The sequence below is a fragment of the Hymenobacter sp. BT491 genome (genome assembly GCF_014349165.1).
Lineage (GTDB): Bacteria > Bacteroidota > Bacteroidia > Cytophagales > Hymenobacteraceae > Hymenobacter > Hymenobacter jejuensis.
The window spans coordinates 825,437-845,862 of sequence record NZ_JACSJJ010000001.1 but is presented as its reverse complement, the minus strand read 5'-3'; the positions used below and the strand labels follow the sequence as shown (position 1 = coordinate 845,862).

General features: G+C 57.4%; 15 protein-coding genes. 7 read left to right on the top strand and 8 right to left on the bottom strand.

The annotated features are described in order from the left end of the window. The first annotated feature begins 18 nt into the window (after positions 1 to 18). Together H9I52_RS03605 and H9I52_RS03600 are read left to right on the top strand one after the other, a co-directional pair. Positions 19 to 1,083 (top strand): PmoA family protein, encoded by a 1,065-nt coding sequence (locus H9I52_RS03605; protein ID WP_139514013.1) that lies wholly within the window; start codon positions 19 to 21, stop codon positions 1,081 to 1,083. A gap of 118 nt (positions 1,084 to 1,201) precedes the next feature. Then, entirely contained in the window at positions 1,202 to 1,657 is a 456-nt protein-coding gene (locus tag H9I52_RS03600; protein ID WP_187452689.1) for a VOC family protein, read from the top strand. 96 nt (positions 1,658 to 1,753) lie between these two features. On the opposite strand, the gene H9I52_RS03595 is transcribed toward H9I52_RS03600, so the two are convergent. From H9I52_RS03595 to H9I52_RS03565, 7 genes are all read right to left on the bottom strand, one after another. Continuing rightward, complete coding sequence (locus tag H9I52_RS03595; protein WP_139514015.1) at positions 1,754 to 2,863, bottom strand: ABC transporter permease; 1,110 nt, start codon at positions 2,861 to 2,863, stop codon at positions 1,754 to 1,756. After that, positions 2,860 to 3,969 (bottom strand): ABC transporter permease, encoded by a 1,110-nt coding sequence (locus H9I52_RS03590; protein WP_187452688.1) that lies wholly within the window; start codon positions 3,967 to 3,969, stop codon positions 2,860 to 2,862. Before H9I52_RS03590 ends, H9I52_RS03595 begins: the two co-directional genes overlap by 4 nt. Positions 3,970 to 4,212: 243 nt before the next feature. Next, positions 4,213 to 4,962, bottom strand: coding sequence for an ABC transporter ATP-binding protein (locus tag H9I52_RS03585; RefSeq protein WP_139514017.1), 750 nt, complete (start codon positions 4,960 to 4,962; stop codon positions 4,213 to 4,215). Continuing rightward, the gene (locus H9I52_RS03580) at positions 4,943 to 5,896 is read right to left on the bottom strand and encodes an ABC transporter ATP-binding protein (RefSeq protein ID WP_187452687.1); all 954 of its coding nucleotides are present in this window, start codon (positions 5,894 to 5,896) and stop codon (positions 4,943 to 4,945) included. The genes H9I52_RS03585 and H9I52_RS03580 overlap by 20 nt, the downstream gene beginning before the upstream one ends. A gap of 14 nt (positions 5,897 to 5,910) precedes the next feature. Then, a complete protein-coding gene (locus H9I52_RS03575) occupies positions 5,911 to 6,867 on the bottom strand; it encodes an HlyD family secretion protein (protein WP_187452686.1) in 957 nt (318 codons plus the stop codon). A gap of 16 nt (positions 6,868 to 6,883) precedes the next feature. After that, positions 6,884 to 8,167 carry a TolC family protein gene (locus tag H9I52_RS03570; RefSeq protein ID WP_187452685.1) on the bottom strand — a complete coding sequence of 428 codons (1,284 nt, stop codon included), beginning with the start codon at positions 8,165 to 8,167 and terminating at the stop codon, positions 6,884 to 6,886. Positions 8,168 to 8,226: 59 nt separating this feature from the next. Further along, positions 8,227 to 8,853, bottom strand: coding sequence for a TetR/AcrR family transcriptional regulator (locus H9I52_RS03565; RefSeq protein ID WP_187452684.1), 627 nt, complete (start codon positions 8,851 to 8,853; stop codon positions 8,227 to 8,229). A 545-nt stretch (positions 8,854 to 9,398) separates the two neighbouring features. Between H9I52_RS03565 and H9I52_RS03560 the strand changes: the two genes are divergently transcribed. After that, positions 9,399 to 10,361 (top strand): VOC family protein, encoded by a 963-nt coding sequence (locus tag H9I52_RS03560; RefSeq protein ID WP_187452683.1) that lies wholly within the window; start codon positions 9,399 to 9,401, stop codon positions 10,359 to 10,361. Between the two features lie 187 nt (positions 10,362 to 10,548). Beyond that, positions 10,549 to 11,562 carry an LLM class flavin-dependent oxidoreductase gene (locus tag H9I52_RS03555; protein WP_187452682.1) on the top strand — a complete coding sequence of 338 codons (1,014 nt, stop codon included), beginning with the start codon at positions 10,549 to 10,551 and terminating at the stop codon, positions 11,560 to 11,562. Positions 11,563 to 11,664: 102 nt separating this feature from the next. On the opposite strand, the gene H9I52_RS03550 is transcribed toward H9I52_RS03555, so the two are convergent. Next, positions 11,665 to 12,144 carry a hypothetical protein gene (locus H9I52_RS03550; protein ID WP_187452681.1) on the bottom strand — a complete coding sequence of 160 codons (480 nt, stop codon included), beginning with the start codon at positions 12,142 to 12,144 and terminating at the stop codon, positions 11,665 to 11,667. Between the two features lie 145 nt (positions 12,145 to 12,289). On the opposite strand from H9I52_RS03550, the gene H9I52_RS03545 reads away from it, so the two are divergent. The 3 genes from H9I52_RS03545 to H9I52_RS03535 all read left to right on the top strand — a co-directional run bounded on the left by H9I52_RS03545 (position 12,290) and on the right by H9I52_RS03535 (position 20,354). Continuing rightward, the gene (locus H9I52_RS03545; protein WP_187452680.1) at positions 12,290 to 15,079 is read left to right on the top strand and encodes a substrate-binding domain-containing protein; all 2,790 of its coding nucleotides are present in this window, start codon (positions 12,290 to 12,292) and stop codon (positions 15,077 to 15,079) included. Positions 15,080 to 15,442: 363 nt separating this feature from the next. After that, complete coding sequence (locus tag H9I52_RS03540; protein WP_262385930.1) at positions 15,443 to 18,616, top strand: SusC/RagA family TonB-linked outer membrane protein; 3,174 nt, start codon at positions 15,443 to 15,445, stop codon at positions 18,614 to 18,616. A gap of 22 nt (positions 18,617 to 18,638) precedes the next feature. After that, entirely contained in the window at positions 18,639 to 20,354 is a 1,716-nt protein-coding gene (locus tag H9I52_RS03535) for a RagB/SusD family nutrient uptake outer membrane protein (protein WP_187452679.1), read from the top strand. Positions 20,355 to 20,426 lie beyond the last annotated feature (72 nt).

Here is a 20,426-nt window from a genome sequence, read left to right as displayed (position 1 = left end):
CCGTTAAATCAAGAAACGATGCTAAAATTCGCGATACCCTGTGGGGGTGCCTTGCTGCTGACGCTGGCGAGCCTTACGAACGCCAGCGCCCAGAAAACGGAGGCCGTTCGGGTTACGAAGGACGCCAAGGCCAAGAAGATTGACGTGTTCGTGGGCAACAAGCTGTTTACCAGCTTCTTGTATCCCGATACACTGGAAAAGCCGGTGCTGTACCCCCTGCGGGCCGCCAACAACACGGTGGTCACGCGCGGCTTTCCGCTCAACCCCAAGCCCGGCGACCCCACCGATCACCCGCACCACATTGGGCTGTGGTTTAACTTCGAGAATGTCAATGGGTTAGACTTCTGGAACAACTCCTACGCCATTCCGAAAGAGAAGAAAGGCTCGTACGGCTGGATCAAAACCGACAAGATCATCAGCACGACCAGCGGCCCGACCGGCACGCTGGCTTACCACGCCAACTGGACCAACCAGAAAAACGAGGTACTGCTGGAAGAAACCACCCGGTTTGAGTTTAGCGGTACCGACCGCGAGCGCACCATCGACCGCGTGACGACGCTGAAAGCCAACACGGAAGTGAAGTTTACCGACGCCAAAGACGGCCTACTAGGCCTGCGCGTCGCCCACGAGTTGCAAATGCCGTCGGACAAGGACGAGAAGTTCACCGACAGCAAAGGCATCGTGACGGTAGTGAAGGCGGGCACCGACAAAACGCCCAATGGCAACTACGTCACTAGCGCCGGCAAACGGGGCAACGATGCCTGGAGCACACGCGGCGCGTGGTGCAAGCTCTACGGCAAAATGGGCCAGGATTCGGTAACCATTGCTATTCTCGACCACCCGAAGAACCCAAACTACCCGACCTTCTGGCACGCCCGCGGCTACGGTTTGTTTGCGGCTAACCCCTTGGGCGAGAAGATCTTCACCAACAACGCGAGTGAGAAAAACCTCACGCTCAAAAAGGGTGAATCGGTTACGTTCCGCTACCGCGTGCTCATCGACGAAGGTGGCAAAACGCTGACGACGAAGCAGCTCAACGATGCTGCTGCCGACTTCGCCAAGAAAAGCGTCGCCTCCAAATAACGGACGCGAGGGCTACCCTGAAACAGCAGGACCAACGGCCGTGAAAACAGCTGTTGGTCCTGCTGTTTTCTTTGGAAATAGCTATTTCACAAACATTTAATAATCAATTATTTACATAATGAAACAACTTTTCGTTTTGCTCCTGCTGTGCAGTTTTTTCCGAGTGCAGCCAGCGCATAGCCAGGCGAAAGCCAGCTCCACTCCCACTTTCAACCACGCGGCCGTGTGCGTGAAGGACTTGAAAAAGAGCGTTGCGTTTTACCACAACGTGATGTACTTGGAGGAGATTGCCAATCCCTTTAATGACGGTATTCATGCTTGGCTCAAGATTGGGCCGAACCTGCAACTGCATGTGATTCAGCGTGATTGCACGCCCATCACCAACAAGAACATCCATTTGTGCTTCGCCGTGGCGTCGCTCAGCGATTTTATCGGCCACCTGGAAAAGACAAACGTGGCGTACACCAACCTGAAAGGCGAAGGCAAAGAGCCCACGCTGCGCGCCGACGGGGTAAAGCAAATCTACTTACAAGACCCCGACGGCTATTGGATCGAAGTCAACGACGCGAAGTAAAACTCTGGTTCTAAGCAACCTACAACTCACGGCACAGGGTGTAGAGACGCGACACTTCGCGTCTCTACACCCCGGATATCGATTGAAAAACCGCGCTTACGTGGTTTTGTGGTAGTTAAGAATGGCCCAGGTGTTCAGCACGACCGCAAAAATCACTTCGTAGCCTAGTTGGCGCGAAACGTCGGCTAGCCCGCTGCCTTTCAGCACGATCATGCGCACCACCTCAATGAAGTGCGTTACGGGCGAGCAATACGCAATGTAGCGCGCCCACGGCGGCATGCTGTCCAGGGACGTGAACAGCCCACTCATCAGGATAAAAATCATGATGAAGAAGAACGCCACGAACATGGCCTGAAGTTGCGTTTCGCTGTAGGTCGAGATCAGCAGGCCAAACCCCAGCAGCGCCACCAGATACACGCCCGCAAACAGGTAAAGCGTGGGCAGGCTCCCGACCGGAATGATGCCGTAGAGCACGCGAGCGATGATGAGCCCGATGGTGAAGACGATCATGCCCAGAATCCAGAACGGGATCATCTTGCCCAGAATGAATTGCCATTTTTGGATGGGCGACACGTTGATCTGCTCGATGGTGCCGATTTCCTTTTCGCGCACAATGTTCAGGGCCGTCAGAAAGCCGCCTACCATCGTGAGCAGCAGTACCAAAATGGCCGGCACCATGAAGAATCGGTATTCGCCCAGCGGGTTGTACCAGTTGGAAGAAGCGATGTCGATGGTGGCGGCCGACGGCGGGCTTTGCCACTCGAGGCGTATGCCCTGGTTGAAATCGGCGATGATGCGCGTGAGGTAGGCGCCGCCCAGGCTGGCACGCGTACCGTTGATGGCGTCCACGGCCAGCGAAAGCTGCTGGGAGCCTTCGCGCACCAAGTTACGCTCGAAGCCATTGGGGATTTCCAGCACAAGGTCGGCCTTGTTGTCTTCGACCAGCCGCAGCCCCTGCCTAAACGAAGGCGCATAGGCCGCAAGCCGGAAATAGCCCGACGAGCCGACCTTGGCAATCAGGCGGCGCGAATAGCTGCTGTGGTCGTTGTCGACGACGGCCAGGTTGATGTTCTTGACGTCGTAGTTGGCTGCTAAAGGCATGATAATCAGCTGGATCGAGGGCATGATGAAAATCATGGCCAGGATGCTCTTGTCGCGGAAAATCTGCCGGAATTCCTTGCGCAGCAGGAAAAACAAGGTTCTCATGTCAGCCGGATTTTGAAGTTGCGCAAGCTGATGCCCAGCAGCACCACCGCCATAAGCCCCAGAATAAGCGTTTCCTTCCAGACGGCCTCAAACCCTAAGCCCTTGAGCATGATGGCCTTAACCACGAGGTAGTACCAGTGCGAAGGAACGATATTGGGCACGAGCCGCAACGGACCAGGCAGGTTTTCTAGCGGAAACATGAAGCCCGTAAACAGCAGCGTGGGCAGCATCATGCCCATCATGGAGGCCAGCATGGCTACTTGCTGCGAAGCCGTAACGTTGGAAATCAACAGCCCCAGCGATAAACAGCTGATAATGAACACGGTACTGACCACGTACAACAGCACCACGCTGCCCTGAATGGCTACGTTCAGCACGAATACCGACAACAGCAGAATCAGGGTGAAGTCGAGCAGCGACAGCACCAGATACGGCACCGCCTTGGCAATGAGCACCAGCAGCGGCCGAAACGGCGACACCAACAGGATTTCCATGGTGCCCAACTCCTTTTCGCGCACAATGGCGACGGAAGTAAGCGTAGTGCAAACAATCATCAAGACCAGCGCCAGCACCCCCGGAATGAAATTCAGCGAGCCGTTCATGTCGGGGTTGTAGAGCATGCGGGTTTCGGGCATTATCTGGTAGGGCAACGCACCGGCCGCCTGGTTTAGCTCCTGCTGGTAGTCGCCCACAATGGCCGTGAGATAGTTAGTAATGGTGGTGGCCGCGTTAGGGTCCGAAGCGTCGGCAATGATTTGCAGCTGCCCGCGACCCGTATGCAGCAAGTCGCGGTTGAAGTTGGCCGGGATAACCAGCGCTGCCTTGATGGTGTTGCGGCGAAAGGCCGTTTCCATCTCCGAGTAGCTCAGCGGCGAGCGTTGCAGGCGAAAGCGCGTGCTGGCCTGCAACCGGCTGATAATCTGCTGCGAAGCGTTGTCCTTGGCAAAATCTACTACGGCTAGGTTAACGTCTTTGACCTCGCTGCTCAGGGCAAAGCCAAAGAGCAGAATCTGCGCCGTGGGCAGGCCAAACAGGATGAGCAAGGTGCGCCGGTCGCGGAAGACGTGGTAGAACTCCTTGCGAATAAAGACGAGTAGCTGTTTCATGATGAAATCGGAATCTTAACCAAGATGGCACAACATAATTATCTAATTATCAATATCTTAACTTTGCGTAATTTCAATTCTACCCTTACCACTTCACGGCTGTCATCCAGAGCGCAGCGAAGGATCTTGCCCGCTTCGCTGGGTTCGCTATTCATGTAGAGATCCTTCGCTGCGCCCTGGATGACATCTTATTAAATAATACGCCCAACTGCATAACCACCTAATTACAAAGCACTTACATCCCTATTCCCCGCGCTTGGCACCGCGGGCCAACTGATAAAACACGTCGTCCATCGAATCGGTGTGGTGAGCGCGCTTTAGGTTAGCCGGCGAATCCAGGGCTTCTACCCGGCCGTCGACCATAATGGAAATGCGGTTGCAGTACTCGGCTTCGTCCATGTAGTGCGTGGTCACGAAATTGGTGATGCCCCGGTCGGAAGCCGCATAAATCAGATCCCAGAACTGGCGCCGCGTCACCGGATCGACACCCCCCGTAGGCTCATCCAGGAACACAATTTTCGGTTCGTGAATAATGGCGACCGAAAAGGCCAGCTTTTGCTTCCACCCCAGCGGCAGGCTGCCCACCAGCTTTTTAGCCTCGCTTTGCAGACCCAATGTGGTGACCAGCTCGTCGCTTTTGGCTTTGAGCTGCTGGTTGGTAAGGCCGTAAATTCCGCCGAAAAACTCGATATTTTCCAGCGTGGTCAAGTTTTCATAAAGCGAAAACTTCTGGCTCATGTAGCCGATGTTCCGCTTGATCTGCTCCTGCTGCCGATACACGTCAAACCCCGCCACGGTCGCTTGGCCCGAAGTCGGGTACGACAGGCCGCAGAGCATGCGCATGGCCGTAGTTTTGCCCGCACCATTGGCACCCAGAAAGCCAAAAATCTCGCCCTGCGCCACGTCAAACGTGATCCGGTCAACGGCCCGGAAGTCGCCGAATTGCTTTGTCAGCTCGTGGCAGACAATGGCTTTAGCGGACGACGGTTCCATGAGCCTGGCTGGGTTGCGCGCTGGTCATCAGGTCGATGAAGCAGTCTTCGATGGTGGGCGAAATGGCTTTGACCTCGAGGCCAGTGTGGCCTTTCTCCGCCAGATAACGCTCAAGTGCGACCTCGTTTTCCGGCAGGTTTTGTTGGAACGTGACGTGCACGTACTCGCCAAAAGCGTAGCTGCCGTACACGAATTGACAATTGCGCAAGTCGTTGAGCAACTGATGAATAGCATCGGATTTTACCGCGTACAGCTTACGAGGATAAGCCGTGATGACGTTTGAGGGCGTGTCGATGGATAAAATCTTACCGCCCTGTATTAGCGCGATGCGCTCGCAGAGAGTGGCTTCGTCCATGTAAGGCGTCGACACCAAAATGGTGATTCCCTGCTGCTTAAGCCGCTTGAGCATGGCCCAGAATTCCTTCCGCGACACCACATCTACGCCTGTGGTGGGCTCGTCGAGAAAAAGCACCGTGGGCTTATGAATCAGGGCGCAGCACAGGGCCAGCTTCTGTTTCATACCGCCCGAAAGCTTGCCCGCGCGCCGCGTTTTGAAGGGCTCGATCTGCTCGTAGATGTCCTTGATTAAAGCATAGTTCGCCGCAACGGTTGTTTCGAAAAGCGCGGCAAAGAAGTTCAGGTTTTCCTCCACCGTAAGATCTTGATACAGTGAGAATTTGCCGGGCATGTAGCCCACGCTGCTGCGGATGGCACGGTAGTCCTGCTGCACATCGTGGCCGTCCACGGTGGCCCGGCCCGAATCGGCCAGCAGCAGCGTGGTGAGGATGCGGAAGATGCTGGTTTTGCCGGCCCCATCCGGGCCAATCAGCCCAAATAACTCACCCGGCTCCACCGAAAACGACACGTCATCCACGGCCAGCACGGCGCCCTTGTCGTAGGTTTTGGTGATGTGTTCCAGCGTTACAGCGCCCATACTACAACTATTTACTAATGAGACACTTGTGGATTCAGCAATACTTCACCGTACATCCCAATTTTGAGGTAGCCGTCGTTCTTGACCCGCACATTCAGGGCGTACACGAGGTTGGCACGCTCGTCTTTGGTCTGGATGGTTTTGGGCGTAAACTCCGACTTGCTCGATATCCAGGAAATGGTCCCGGGATAGGTTTTGAAGGCCTTTTCGCCGTTATCAATGCGCACCGTAACCCGCTGGCCCAGCTTCACTTGCGGCAGTTGCGTCCCGGTGATGTAGGCGTGCAGCGAGAGCGTATCGGTGTTGGCAATGCGGTACAACGGCTTGCCCATCGTGGCCACCTCGCCGGCGAAGGCATATTTGGTGAGCACCGTACCGGTTATCGGGTTGACGATCTGGCCTTTGCGAATCTGTTCTTCAAACTGGGCTGCCGTTTTGCCGAGGGCAGCCCGGTTGCTGAGCACGGCCCGGTTTTGAGTGGCGGTGTTGCTCTCCGCCACACTGATCTGCTGGCGCGTGACGGCCAGCTGGGCCTGCATCTGCGTGATTTGGGCATTAAGGTCGTCGAGCTGTTTTTGGGTGGCCGCGTCGGCGGCAATCAGGTTTTGGGTGCGGGTTCGTTCGCGCTGAAGTTGCTGAAGCTGAGCCTCCTGCACGGCCAGCTGCCGGCGCGTGAGAGCAACTTGCGGGGCGGCACTGCTGGTTTGCTGGCGAAGCGCATCCATCGAAGCCTGGGCCTGCTCCCGCTGAAGCCGAGCCGTGGTCACGTCGATCTGGCCTACCGTTGTGCCAGCTTTGAGTACGTCGCCTTCTTGGAGGTTGAAGGACAAAATCTGGCCGTTTTGCTGGGCTGACACGATGACTTCATCCGCCTCGAAATTGCCGGATGCGTCGAAATCAGGGCCTTTTTTCTGGCAGGAAGCCAGGGCAACACAGGCAGCAGCCAGGGTTAGGGTTGACAGAAATTTCATAACAAAAGCGTGCTGATTAGTTGCCGGAAGTGGTCTGGTAGCTGTATTGGGCCTGCAACAACTGGATCTGGTGCAGCACGAGCGCCTGCCGCGCCGCGCTCTCGGCGTTTACCTGCACAATGTATTCGTGGCTGGTGATGACGCCGTTTTGCAGCTGGGCATTGGCCGAATTTTTCACCGAAGTACGAAGCGCTACAATCTGCTCATCCTGAGCTAGTTGCTCTTTATATTTCTGCACGTCGGCCTGCTGCCGGGTGAGTGTGAGGTGGGTGTTGAAGAGGAAGGTTTCGCGCTGCACGTCCACGTTTTGCCTGCTCAGGTTCAGCAGTTGCACGTCGTTGCGGTGCGTGGTGTAGAGGCTGCTCAGGTTCCAGCTCAGGCGCAGGCCACCGATCCAGAAAAAGCCGAAGTCGTTGCTGATGATGTTGAAGGTTGGCCGCCCGTAGTTTTCCTGAAAAAAGGCGCTGAACCGCGGCCGTAAAGCCGCCCGCAATTGGGTTTCCTGCGCATCGAAAGCGCGTTTTTGCGCCTCATATAGCCCCAGCTCCGGGCGATTGATCTGAGGAGTAAGCCCCACGGGCTGAGGCTTTTCCAGCTGTACTTGCTCATCGAGCGACTCGTTGACGAGCAGCCCGAGCATGGTGGCGTAGGCGCGACGGGTAGCGCGCAGCTCGGTCACGGTTTGATCTACTCCTATCAGCTCGGCCTTTAGCTCGTTGAGGCTGCTGCGAAAGGCCACACCGTTGGTCAGTTGCGCCTGCGTTTTGTCGACGCCGCTTTGGATGTCGGTGCGGCGCAGCGCGACTTGTTTGAGCTGCTCATCCAGCAGCAGCAGCCCAAAAAACACCTGGTTCACGCGATCGCGAAGCGTGTAAAGGTTCACTTCTAGGTTCTGATTCTGCACGTTGGCGTCGGCCTGACGAATCTGCTGAGCAGCCCGAATAGCCCCGCCGTCGTACACCACCTGCTCGATTTGTCCGGTAATCCGGTATTGGTCCTTACTGATTTTGGGCAATGCATCGCTTAGCGGCGAGCCCGCCGGAAAGCGCCCCGCGAAGTCTACCGTCTGGCTTTGGTAAGTAGCTTGCCCACTGACACTTACCTGGGGCAAATAGCCTTTGGCCGCGTTTGCCACGGAGTACTCGCGAGTCTTCTGAATAAGCTCCCGCTGCCGGATCAGCGGATAATTCTGCTGGGCCCGCGCCTGGCAGTCGGCCAACGTCAGAGGCGGCGAAGGGGTTTGTGCCCAGCTACTTCCAGCCAGCGCCAGCCAGCCGAGCAGCGCAACTACCTTTTTCATAGAACAGGCAACGGTTGAAATTCTATTTTAAAAACTTGTTTAAGAGACGTCCAAAAAAACTAACTGCTCTTCAGCATCGCGTCGAACCACTGCGGCAGCAAGTGCTTGCGTTCCTGCATCATAGCGGCAAACATGGCGTCGTTTTGCTCACCCACAATTTGAAGCATGGGGCGCGCGATAAACGGAAACACGGCCATTCCGAGCAGGCTGATGATAAGTTGGAAGGGGTTGGTGTGGCTATGGGTGTCGCCCAACGTCTCCCGTAGCTGTTCGGCAAACCGCGATTGCATCACCACTTTTTTGGCACCCAGCGTACCGACCAGCTTTTCCGGATTGGTGCGCAACTCGCTGAATATGAAGAGCGGTAGCTCAGGCTGGGCCAGTAGCAAATCGACGTAGAAGGCAGCAATGCGCTCAACTTTTTCCCGCAGCGACGTGGCTTCGTCGAGCATAATTTGCCGAAGCTCGCCGGCAAACTGCTGCACTTTTTCCAGCATCACCAGGTCAAAAAGCTTTTCCTTGCTGCGGAAGTAATAGTTGAGCAAGGCAATGTTGATCCCGGCCTCCTCGGCGATGTCGCGCACGCGGGTGGCGGCGTAGCCTTTTTGCAGAAACACCTTGCGCGCCGCCTCTTTGATGCGCTCTTCGGTGCTTGTATCGAGGGCAGCTTCGGCAACTTTTTTCATAAAGTCAGAGAGGAGTTTGCAAGACAGAATAAATATATATGGGCGCGGGCCTTCATGCCTAATACTTTAACTGTTTATTTTAAACAAATGTTTAAAATATTTTTACAAATCAGATAATCACTTATCCATCAAATGATTATAGCTGAACAGCATTGCTTCAACTTCCTATTAGAAGCTGGATACAAATCCAAAGTGGTTGGGTAAAGGTATTAGCAAACCCGGTGCCCCCTCCAACCCGCGCATCTACATTCTGTTTCAAACCGAAACGGCCTACGGAGCTCAACGGCCATCCGGATGGGTGGCGACTTTCCGCTACGACACATTCTGCAAGTCCGTATCCTTTTTGGCCTTAATTTATAAATACCACATAATCAATTGTTTACGAAACATCGCTTTTTAGATCTTCCACAGCCGTTAGGTATTTCTAATCCAACCCTTTGCTGGCAGCACTTACTTAGCCGACAACCGTACATGAACTAGCTGAAGCCTGAGCAAGTAGCGGCGCTGGTCGTGTGCGTACCTGCTTTGTAATTCCCATTTTACATATGCCTGCCATGAACATCACGCCGCTTCCTTATGCTGCCCTGGCGCCCGACCAAATCGGGATTCGCCCGCCCGACGGCCGCCTGCTTGCCGACATCCGCATCGGCACCGTTGCGCTGCAAGTAGCGGATCTGGCGCGCTCACTGGCTTTTTACGAAGATGTATTGGGCTTTCAGGTGCTGCGTCGGAGCGAGGGAACGCCGGCCGCGGGAGCCGTGGCTGAGCTAGGGGCGGCCGGCAGTGAGCAGGCGCTGCTGGTTTTGCATGAGCAACCAGGCGTGCGGCCGGTGCCGCGGCGGGGCCTGCTGGGCCTGTATCATTTTGCCATTCTGCTGCCCTCCCGCGCCGACTTAGGCCGATTTCTTCGGCACGTCCACGTGCTGGGGGTACGCATAGGCTCCTCAGATCATCTTTACAGCGAAGCCACCTATCTAACTGATCCTGATGGCATTACGGTGGAAGTATACCGCGACCGTCCGCGCAGCGAGTGGCAGGTAAGTGAGCAGGGCGAAATCCAATCGGCGCTCGATCCCTTGGACTTACCCGCCGTGCTACAGGCGGCCGGCGACACCCGCTGGCAGGGCCTGCCGGCGGGCACCACCATCGGCCACATGCATTTTTACACCGGCAGCCTTGCGCAGGCCGCCGCCTTTTACCACGCTGCCCTGGGGCTGGACAAGGTGACGTGGAGCTTGCCCGGCGCCTTGTTTGTGTCGGCCGGGAGCTATCACCACCATGTGGGCCTGAACGTGTGGGCAGCAGGTTCGCCGGCAGCTACCGCGCAGGATGCCCGCCTGCTTTCCTGGGAGCTGTGGCTGCCCGACGCCGCCAGTCGGGATGCCGCGGCGGCCCGTCTGCAGCAGGCTGGCTTTCCCACGGAACCGGCGCCGGAAGGCATTGCCGCCACCGATCCGTGGGGCAATCGGCTTCTGCTGCGCACCGATGGTGAGAGGGCTCGTCATTAACTGGTTTTTGCTTCATTGCATGCACAAAACTCTCACTATCAATTATTTATAAAAGAACATGCATTCTTGAGTAAATAAGAGGAAGTTGATTTCTGACCAACCGCTTCTGAAGCCGCGGCCTTTTGCCCTACCTTGAAGCAGAACATTGCCGCCTCAACTCGCAGGGCGCCTAGTCAGACTACCCAAGATGGAAATCGGAATAGACAGTTTCGCCGCGGCGCCCGACACCGGCGTTGCCCTTAGCGGCGCGCAGGCCATGGAGCAGCTCTTGGCCCGTATTGAGCGGGCCGACCAAGTCGGGCTCGATGTATTTGGCATTGGCGAGCACCACCGCCCCGAATACCTTGATTCGGCTCCGACCGTCATTCTGGCCGCCGCGGCGGCCCGCACCAAGCGCATTCGGCTCACCAGCGCGGTTACGGTGCTCAGCGCCGCCGATCCGGTGCGGGTATTTCAGCAGTTTGCCACCCTAGACCTCATTTCCCAGGGCCGCGCCGAAATGGTGGTGGGCCGGGCTTCGTCGGTGGAAGCTTTTCCGCTTTTCGGGCTGGACATGGCCGATTACGACGCGCTCTTTGCCGAAAAGCTGGAGCTGCTGCTGACCATTCGCGCCCATGAGCATGTGCACTGGCAGGGCAAGTTCCGGCCCGCCCTGACCGGCCAAGGCATCTATCCTCGCCCGGTGCAGCAACCCTTGCCCATCTGGATTGGGGTGGGCGGCACGCCCCAGTCATTTGTGCGGGCCGGGGCGCTGGGCTTACCCTTGATGGTGGCGGTGATAGGCGGCGAAACCCACCGCTTCCGGCCACTGGTGGATCTGTACCGCGAAGCCGGCCGCCGGGCGGGCTTTGCACCCGAGCAGCTGCCGGTGGGTTTGCACTCGCTCGGCTACGTGGCCGAGACGTCGGAGCAAGCCCGCACCGAGTTTTTCCCAGGGTATGCCCGCACCTTTTCGGCCCGAGCCCGAGAGCGGGGCGGGTTGCCAGTGACGCGGGCGCAGTTTGACGCGCAAGCCGGCCCAACGGGCGCGCTGCTGGTCGGCAGCCCCGAGGAAGTGGCGGCCAAAATCCAACGCCACAGCGAGGCGCTGGGTGGCATTGCCCGCGTCACGTTTCAACAGGACGTAGCAGCGCTGCCTCACGAGCAGGTACTGCGCTCCATCGAGCTGATCGGCACGCGCATTGCGCCCTTGCTGCGATAAACTCTAAGTAAATCGAACGCAAAACGTCTTTTCATAATTACTTTATTATCAAGCAATTATGAAAAGACTTGGATCAACCATTCACACTATTGTAAGCCTACCTTATTCTGATTCGGCAGCTTGCAACAGTTCTACATTGCCGCGCAGATCCATCAGGAAGCACTGTACTTGCAGTACGTAACCGCTGGTCTGGCTCCAGTCCCGGATTTTGGCGGCCAACTGCTGAGCGTATTGGTTGTGCAGGCAGCGCTCGTTGTCGTGGTGCTGGTGGGAATCGTCGAAAGTGCCCGCATCGCCCAGAAACACTTGGTAGGCCCCACAGTTGCGGTGTTCCAGAATGTACACGTCGCGCACGCCGTGGAGCTGGCAAGCCACGGCGAGGTGCTCGAAAAAAGCCGTGTTCCAGTGTTCATTCATGGCCGAGCCCAGTGCCGCGCCGGCCAAAATAAACTGATCGTAGCGGTTGGTAAGGTTGTCGTGTTCCATGAAGCGCACGATGTCGTCGAGCAGGCGCAAATCCATGCAGCTCAGGAGCAGGACGTTGCCGCGGGCGGCCGGGTATTCGGGGTAATTTTGGCGCATAGCACTTGCAAAAAAAGCACAAATCCGTCTACGGCGGGTGCATATGCCCCGGCCGAAGCGCAGCGGAATAAATATTGAGCGGCTTGCTTACCTTTCGTGAGTCACCACATCGCTTTCGGCTTTGCGCGTTCACTTAGGTCTTCTTATGAAATCTCTCATTGCTTCAGGCCGGAAACTCGCTATCCTGAAGCCGTGTATCTATTTGATTATCTTATGGATAGCGGGTAGCTGCACCACGTCACCGACGCCGCGCACCTACCGCATTGGCTTTTCGCAGTGCACCAACGGCGACGCCTGGCGACAGGCCATGCTGGCGGGCATGAAAAAGGAGCTGAGCTTTTATCCGCAGGTCAGCTTTCGGATGAAAGACGCCCACGACAACAGCAAGCTCCAGCAGCAGCACATCCGCGAGTTTCTGCGCGAAGGCATTGATTTATTGATTGTTTCGGCCAACGAAGCCGAGCCCATCACGCCCATCGTGGAAGAAGTGTTTAACCGGGGCATTCCGGTCGTGATTCTCGATCGCCGTACTACCTCCAAGCTTTACACGGCGTACGTGGGCGGCAACAATCTGGAAGTGGGCCACACGGCCGGCAGCTACGCCAGCAGCCTGCTGCGCCAACACGGCAACGTGCTGGAAGTGCTGGGCGCGGCGGGTGCCTCGCCGGCCGTCGATCGGCACAAGGGGTTTGTGCAGGGCATCGCGGGTTATCCCGGCGTCCGGCTCACGGCGCAGGTGCAGGGCGACTGGAAGCGTCCCTCGGTGATGCGGGCGCTGCCGGCCGTGCTGCGGGCCCACCCCGAAGTAGACCTGATTTTTGCCCACAACGACCGCATGGCGCTGGGCGCTTACCAGGTGTGCAAACAGTTGGGACTGGATCGCCGCATTCGGGTGATCGGCGTCGATGGCTTGGCCGGGCCGCAGGGCGGCATCCAGTTTGTGCAGGATAAAATATTGACTGCCACGCTATTGTACCCGCCGGGCGGTGAAGAGGCGATTCGCACGGCCATGCGGATTCTGCGCAAGCAGCCGTTCGAGAAAGAAAACATTCTCAGCACGATGGTCATCGACTCGACCAACGTGCTGACCATGAAGCTGCAGACCGAAAAGCTGGCCAGTCAGCAGCAGGACATTCAGCGCCAGCAACAACTGCTGCGGGCGCAATTGGCCACGTACACCAGCCAGCAAACGATTTTGTACGTGCTGGCCGCTGCGTTGCTGGGTGCGATGGTGCTGGGCGTGATTGTGTGGCGGGCATTTGGCATAAACCGCCGCATCACACGCCAGCTGGAGGGACAGAACCAAGAGATTCTTTCGCAACGCAATCAGATTCAGGCCTTTGCCGAACGGGCCCGCGTCGAGACCGAAGCCAAGCTGCGCTTCTTCACCAACTTCTCGCACGAGCTGCGCACGCCGCTCACCCTCATTATGGGGCCGGTGGAAGAGCTGCTCACCAACGGCGCCGACCTCTCCGCCGGGCAGCGCCACGATCTGTCGCTGGTGCGCCGCAACACGCAGCGCCTGTTGCAGCTGGTCAATCAGCTAATGGATTTCCGCAAAATCGACGTGGGCAAAATGCCTGTGCGCGCTACCGAGGGCAACCTGGTGGCGTTTGTGCGCGAGATCATGGACGTGTTTGAGAAGCCGGCCCGGCAGCGCGGCATCAGCCTGCGGTTTCTGCCCGCCGAGCCCAGCATCCGGCTATGGTTTGACGTTAATATTCTGGACAAGGTGTTGTTCAACCTATTGTCTAACGCGCTGAAATTCACCCCGGAACGCGGCCAGATCACCGTCAGCATTCAGCTGGTGCCCGCCGAGCGCAGCGTGCGCATCAGCGTGGAAGACACCGGCAGCGGCATCAGCGAGCAGGACCGCGCCCACATCTTCGAGTGGTTTTACCAGGGCAACCAGGACGTGGCAAAGGGCTCCGGTATGGGGCTGGCATTGGCGATGGGACTGGTGCGATTGCACCAAGGCACGTTGGCTTTTGCCAGTGAACCTGGGCAAGGCAGCACGTTCACCGTGACGCTGCCGCTGGAGCTTCCCGCGGCGCTTCGCAGCACGGCCACCTCGCTGCCGGCCCCTGCCCTTATGCTGACGGAAGAAATTACGCCGGCCCAATCGCCGGACGACATGCCTGCGGTGGTGAGCACCGGCAAGGACAGCGAAGCCCTAGTGCTGGTAATTGAGGATAACGAGGAAGTAAACGCCTTTCTGGCTCAGAAACTCCGCGCGCATTTTCAGGTCAAGACGGCTACCGACGGCGCCGAGGGTCTGCGAATGGCAGCCGAAACCATCCCGGATTTGATCGTGTGCGACGTAATGCTGCCCGGCCTCAGCGGCTTGGAAGTCGTGGCGCAGCTCAAAGGCGACTGGCGCACCTCGCACATTCCGGTGGTGCTGCTCACGGCCCGCAACGCTGCCGAGCAGCAGGTGGAAGGCGTGCAGGCCGGCGCCGATCTTTACCTGACTAAGCCTTTCAACCCAACGTTTCTGTTGGAAAATCTGCGGACGCTGCTCAGCAACCGCGAGCGCCAACGCGAGCATTTCCGGCGCGCGATTTCCGTGGACACGGCCACCGTCGCGCCGCAGCGCGTGGACCAGAAATTCCTGGCCGACCTCACCGCGATTGTCGAGGCAAACCTATCCAACTCCGAGCTGAGCGTCGAGGATGTGGCGCGCAGCCTCGGCATTTCGAGGGTGCAGCTCTACCGCAAAGTGAAGGCCGTGCTGGGCACGGGCGTTACCGATTTTATCCAAGGCATCCGGCTGACCAAAGCCCGCCAGCAACTCCTCGACACCGAGCTGGCCATTGCCGAAGTTGCCTACCGGCTGGGCTTTTCTTCGCCCTCTTATTTCTCGGCCAGCTTCAAGGCCAAGTACCACATCTCGCCTTCCGAGTTCCGGGCCCTGCACACGACGCCGAGCGTGTGAATCAATTTCTAAAGTGAGGTATCATTAGTAATAGCTGCGCAAGTACGGCTTTTCCGCACTTGTACATAATGTCTTGATTATCAACTGCTTACATAAAAGTGTAAGTCTGTACGAATTGTTATAGCATTTGGGATAATCGAGCTAGCCCCCCGCCCTGCTTTCAGCCGACATTTGAGTCATGAATCTGCGGGGCTTCTCCTTTCCGGCGCTGACATCTGCTTCTCGTAGCGCATTGCTGCGCTGACACCGAAAACGTTTCCGAGTGCCCGTCTGCGGCCTGAGGTCAGCCCGAATACTGGCTCCAACGGCTCCGCCCGATTCGCTTCCAGCTCCTATTCTTCCAACTTCTTTTCCTACATCCCCATGCGAAAAAGTGTACTCTTGGCGCGCCGACTACTGTTGCCGACGCTGCTGGCCACCGTACCAATGGTAGCGGGTGCGCGGCCTACTCCCGAGGCTGAAACTGCTGTTACGGGACCTCATGTTGCAAACGATTTCTGGGCTCCTATTCAGGTAACCGGCCAGGTCAACGACGAGAAGGGCGAAGGCATGCCCGGCGTGACGGTGGTGGTAAAAGGCACGACCAACGGCGCCTCCACCGACGGCACCGGTAAGTTTGTGCTGACCATGGACGAAAACGCCACGCTGGTGGTTTCGTCGGTGGGCTACCTGACGCAGGAAGTGGCCGTGGCCGGGCGCACCAGCCTGACGATTGCGCTGGCCCCCGACCGCAAAGCCCTCGAAGAAGTAGTCGTGACCGGCTACCAAACCCAGCGCAAAGCCGACCTGACCGGGGCCGTGGCCGTGGTCAAGACCGAGGAAATCCGCGACATGGCTTCTAACGACGTCACGCGCAACCTGCAAGGCCGGGTGCCGGGCGTCAACATCACCACCGACGGGGGGCCGGGCAGCGCGGCCACGGTGCGCATTCGCGGCATCGGTACGCTGGGCAACAACGACCCGCTGTACGTCATCGACGGCATCCCAACGAAGGAAGGCATCAACCAGATCAACCAGAACGACATCGAGTCGATTCAGGTGCTGAAAGATGCTTCGGCGGCCAGTATTTACGGCTCGCGGGCCGGCAACGGCGTCATCATCATCACGACCAAAAAGGCCAAGAAAGGCGCCACGCGCGTCGACTTTTCGACCTTCTTCAGTGTGCAACAGCCGGGTCCGCACATCAAGATGCTCAACACCAAAGACTACGGCCAGGTGTACGGGCAGGCAGCCATCAACGACGGCAAAGTGCCCAGCCTGCCTTACTACAACTTCCAGACGCACCTCGACGCCAGCGGCAAGCCGGTGCTGGACGGCGTAACCATTCCGGAGTTTATCGACGCCGACAAAACCCTGCGGGCCGCCAACACCGACTGGTTTAAGGAAACCCAGCAAAACGCTCTGATTCAGTCGTATAACCTGAACGTGAGCAGCGGCAGCGAGCGCGGCGGCGCCCTGTTTTCGCTGAACTATTACGACAACACCGGCACGCTGAAATACACGGGCTTCAACCGCTACACGGCGCGCCTCAATTCGGATTATAACTTCCTGAACGGCAAGCTGAAGATCGGAGAAAACCTGACCCTCGTGAAGTCGCAGCAGGCGCAATTCGACCTGAACCTGGTGCGCGACCGCACCACGCAGCTGCCGTCCATTGTGCCCGTGCACACCATTGATGGTGTAGGCTGGGGCGGCCCAGTAGCCGGCATGAGCGACCGCGACAACCCCTTGCGCTTGCTGAAAGACAACAAGCAAAACCGCTCGAACACGGGCCGGGCATTCGGCAACCTGTTTGCCGACGCCGAAATCCTGAAGGGTCTGCACCTGCGCACCAGCTTCGGCATCGACTACAGCCTGTACAAGTTCCGCCAGATCTACAAAACCTACAAGGCGGGCTATCTGTCGGAGGCCAATAACCGGGTAACCGACAACGAGCGTTTCTACGGTAACTGGGTGTGGCAGAACACGTTGAACTACGACATGACGCTGGCCGGTAAGCACCAGCTAGGCTTTGTGGTCGGCACGGAGCGCATCAGCTACTACGACGAGAGCACCTACGCCTCGCGCACCAACTTTGCCAGCGAAGATCCCAGCTACACCTACCTCGACGCGGGCTCGGCCAACAAAGACAATGGTGGCTCGGGCACGGCGTACCGCTTGGCCTCGTACTTCGGCAAGTTCAACTACGCCTTCGCCGACAAGTACTTAGCTTCGGTAACGGTGCGCCGCGACGGCTCCTCGCGCTTTGGCGAAGACAAGCGGTTTGGCGTATTTCCGGCCGTGTCGGCGGGCTGGCGCCTGAGCGAAGAGAACTTCCTGAAAGACAACGCCGCGTTCCTTTCCGACCTGAAGCTGCGCGCCGGCTGGGGCCAGACCGGCAACCAGGACATTGCCAACTTCGCTTCGCGCGGCCTTTACCAAGCCTTGCTGGGCACCCTGGATCCTAACTTCGATTACGACCACGGCACGGCCTATGACATCTACGGCAACGACACCAACTTGCCCTCGGGCTATCGTCGCGTGCAGCGCGCCAACCCCGGCCTGAAGTGGGAAACCACCACGCAAACCAACTACGGCATCGACTTCGGTTTCCTCAACAACAAGGTGAGCGGTTCGGTCGATTACTTCATCAAAAACAGCAAGGACATCTTGGTAAACCTGCCTTACCTGGCTGTAGTGGGCGAAGGCGGCGATAAGTTTGTCAACGGGGCTTCGATTCAGAACAAAGGCTGGGAATTTCTGCTCGGCTACCAGAACAAGCTCGCTAACAGCCTGACTTACAACATTACCGGCAACCTCTCGACCTACCGCAACAAGCTCACCTTCCTGCCCGCCGAAGTAATCAACGCCTACGGCGGCAACGGCCAGGACGTAACGCGCCTGGGCCACTCCATCAATGCGGTGTATGGCTACGTGGCGGATGGCTTGTATCAGAATGCTTCCGAAGTAAGTGCTGGTCCTACGCAAGTAGGGGCCGCGCCCGGCCGCATCCGTTACAAAGACCTGAACGGCGACGGCAAAGTCGACAACTTCGACCAAACATGGATTACGGAAGGCGTGCCGGACTTCAACTATGGCCTCAACCTGGGCGTGGGCTACAAGGGCTTCGACGTACAGGCGTTCTTCCAGGGTGTGCAGGGCATCTATGCCTACAACAACGCCAAATTCCGGACGGATTTCTCGTCCATCGCTTCTGGCGAAAACTGGGGCCAGCGCCTGCTGGGTGCCTGGACGCCAACCAATACCGGCTCGACCATTCCGGCGGCTACCCTGATCAACAACAACAACGAAGCGCGCGCTTCGACCTACTTCATCGAGAACGCTTCCTACCTGAAGCTGCGCAATCTCCAGGTGGGGTATTCGCTACCAGAAGGTGTGGCGGGCAAGCTCCATTTGCAAGGAGTGCGCGTGTACGTGCAGAGCCAGAACCTGTTCACGATCAAGAGCAAGAACTACACCGGCCCCGACCCGGAAGTAACCAATTACCAGTACCCGATTCCGCGCGTGTTCACGACCGGCCTCAACGTTTCCTTCTAGCCACTCGCCAACGCTCCATCTTATGAAAAACCTGAAAACCAGCGTGTTGGCTCTTTCGCTGCTCACGCTTTCCTTCGGCTGCTCCGATAACAAATTCCTCAACGTACAGCCCACCGGCGCCCTCAGCGACGACCAGCTGAATACGCCCGCCAACATTGAGAAGCAGGTCATTGCGGCATACTCGCAGCTCGGCAACGACGTGTACTTTGTTCCTTACACCTCGATGTGGCCCTATGGCAACGTTCGCAGCGGCGATGCTTACAAGGGGGGCAATAACACTTCGGATATCGATGCCTTTCATTTTTACGAAACGTTTTCCTTCAACCGCGTCGATATTCCGAACACCGACCAACTCTGGTTTCAGCTCTACATCGGTGTTTCTCGCTCCAACGATGCTCTGCGTCGCCTCAACGCGGTGGATATGCCCAACAAGGCCGTTCGCCAGGGCGAGTTGCGTTTTCTGCGCGGACACTTCTACTTTTTGCTGAAAGAACTATTTGGCCGGGTTCCCTACATCGACGAAACCATCCCCACGGAGCAGTACCCGGAGGTGTCGAACGTGGCCCTGACCAACGATCAGCTTTGGGCCAAAATCGCCGACGACTTCCGCTTTGCCGTGGCTAACCTGCCGGAAACTCAGCCCGAAATCGGGCGGGCCAACAAGTCGGCGGCGCAGGCTTACCTGGCTAAAACCCTTCTGTATCAGGCGTATGTACAAAGCGACAACCACGCTGTAACGTCCATTGACCAGACCAAACTGCAGGAAGTGCTGTCGCTGACCAACCAGGTGATTGCGACGGGCAAGTACTCGCTGAACCCCGATTTTGCCACCAACTTCCTGACCGCAGGCGACAACAGCCCCGAATCGGTATTTGCCATCCAATTTTCGCGCAACGACGGCACGCCTAAGGGCCGCACCGACCGCGGCAACCAGCTCAACTATCCCATGAACCCCGATTACGGCTGCTGCGGCTTTCACCAGCCCAGCCAGAACCTGGTTAATGCCTTCAAAACTGACCCCCAGGGTTTGCCGCTGTTCACGACGTTCAACAATTCAGATTTGATAAAACCATCTGATTTTCAAACCAATACCGTTGACCCGCGCCTAGATCATACGGTGGGCATTCCAACACACCCGTACAAGTATGATCCTACGTTTATTTTCGACGACAACTCCTGGCTGCGCGACAAGAACACTTACGGCGTGTTCATGTCGATGAAAGAAAACGTGCTGCCTTCCGACCCCAGCTTCCAGAAAACGCCGCCGTTTATGAGCTCTTCGAAAAACTGGACCATCATCCGCTTCGCCGACGTGCTGTTGTGGAAAGCGGAAGCCCTCATCGAGCTAAACCGCGCCACCGAGGCCTTGCCCATCATCAACCAGATCCGGCAGCGCGCCCAGAATAGTACAGCCCGTCTGAAAACCAGCAGCGGCCAGCCCATTTCCAATTACAAAATCGGCCTGTACAGCGCCGGGCAGTGGAATCAGCAGTATGCCCGCGAGGCCCTGCGCTTCGAGCGGCGCCTGGAGTTTGCCCTGGAAGGCTACCGCTTCTTTGACCTTGTGCGCTGGGGCATCGCCGGCGACTACCTGAACGCGTATTTCGAGAAGGAAAAAGTGAAACGCCTGCACCTGAAAGACGCCCACTTCACAATCGGCCGCGACGAATACCTGCCCATTCCGCTGAACCAGATCAACTTCAGCAAAGGGTTGTACAAGCAGAATCCTGGTTGGTAACCATCTCGTACTTAATCCATTACCTAGCTTCCCTTTTCCTCTCGAAAACGGAGCTAGGTAATGCGGTTCCGG

Excerpts from the sequence above, each read along its gene's own strand:
- H9I52_RS03605 (WP_139514013.1), top strand. The coding sequence starts at position 19 with ATGCTAAAATTCGCGATACCCTGTGGGGGTGCCTTGCTGCTGACGCTG.
- H9I52_RS03600 (WP_187452689.1), top strand. The coding sequence starts at position 1,202 with ATGAAACAACTTTTCGTTTTGCTCCTGCTGTGCAGTTTTTTCCGAGTG.
- H9I52_RS03595 (WP_139514015.1), bottom strand. The coding sequence starts at position 2,863 with ATGAGAACCTTGTTTTTCCTGCTGCGCAAGGAATTCCGGCAGATTTTC.
- H9I52_RS03590 (WP_187452688.1), bottom strand. The coding sequence starts at position 3,969 with ATGAAACAGCTACTCGTCTTTATTCGCAAGGAGTTCTACCACGTCTTC.
- H9I52_RS03585 (WP_139514017.1), bottom strand. The coding sequence starts at position 4,962 with ATGGAACCGTCGTCCGCTAAAGCCATTGTCTGCCACGAGCTGACAAAG.
- H9I52_RS03580 (WP_187452687.1), bottom strand. The coding sequence starts at position 5,896 with ATGGGCGCTGTAACGCTGGAACACATCACCAAAACCTACGACAAGGGC.
- H9I52_RS03575 (WP_187452686.1), bottom strand. The coding sequence starts at position 6,867 with ATGAAATTTCTGTCAACCCTAACCCTGGCTGCTGCCTGTGTTGCCCTG.
- H9I52_RS03570 (WP_187452685.1), bottom strand. The coding sequence starts at position 8,167 with ATGAAAAAGGTAGTTGCGCTGCTCGGCTGGCTGGCGCTGGCTGGAAGT.
- H9I52_RS03565 (WP_187452684.1), bottom strand. The coding sequence starts at position 8,853 with ATGAAAAAAGTTGCCGAAGCTGCCCTCGATACAAGCACCGAAGAGCGC.
- H9I52_RS03560 (WP_187452683.1), top strand. The coding sequence starts at position 9,399 with ATGCCTGCCATGAACATCACGCCGCTTCCTTATGCTGCCCTGGCGCCC.
- H9I52_RS03555 (WP_187452682.1), top strand. The coding sequence starts at position 10,549 with ATGGAAATCGGAATAGACAGTTTCGCCGCGGCGCCCGACACCGGCGTT.
- H9I52_RS03550 (WP_187452681.1), bottom strand. The coding sequence starts at position 12,144 with ATGCGCCAAAATTACCCCGAATACCCGGCCGCCCGCGGCAACGTCCTG.
- H9I52_RS03545 (WP_187452680.1), top strand. The coding sequence starts at position 12,290 with ATGAAATCTCTCATTGCTTCAGGCCGGAAACTCGCTATCCTGAAGCCG.
- H9I52_RS03540 (WP_262385930.1), top strand. The coding sequence starts at position 15,443 with ATGCGAAAAAGTGTACTCTTGGCGCGCCGACTACTGTTGCCGACGCTG.
- H9I52_RS03535 (WP_187452679.1), top strand. The coding sequence starts at position 18,639 with ATGAAAAACCTGAAAACCAGCGTGTTGGCTCTTTCGCTGCTCACGCTT.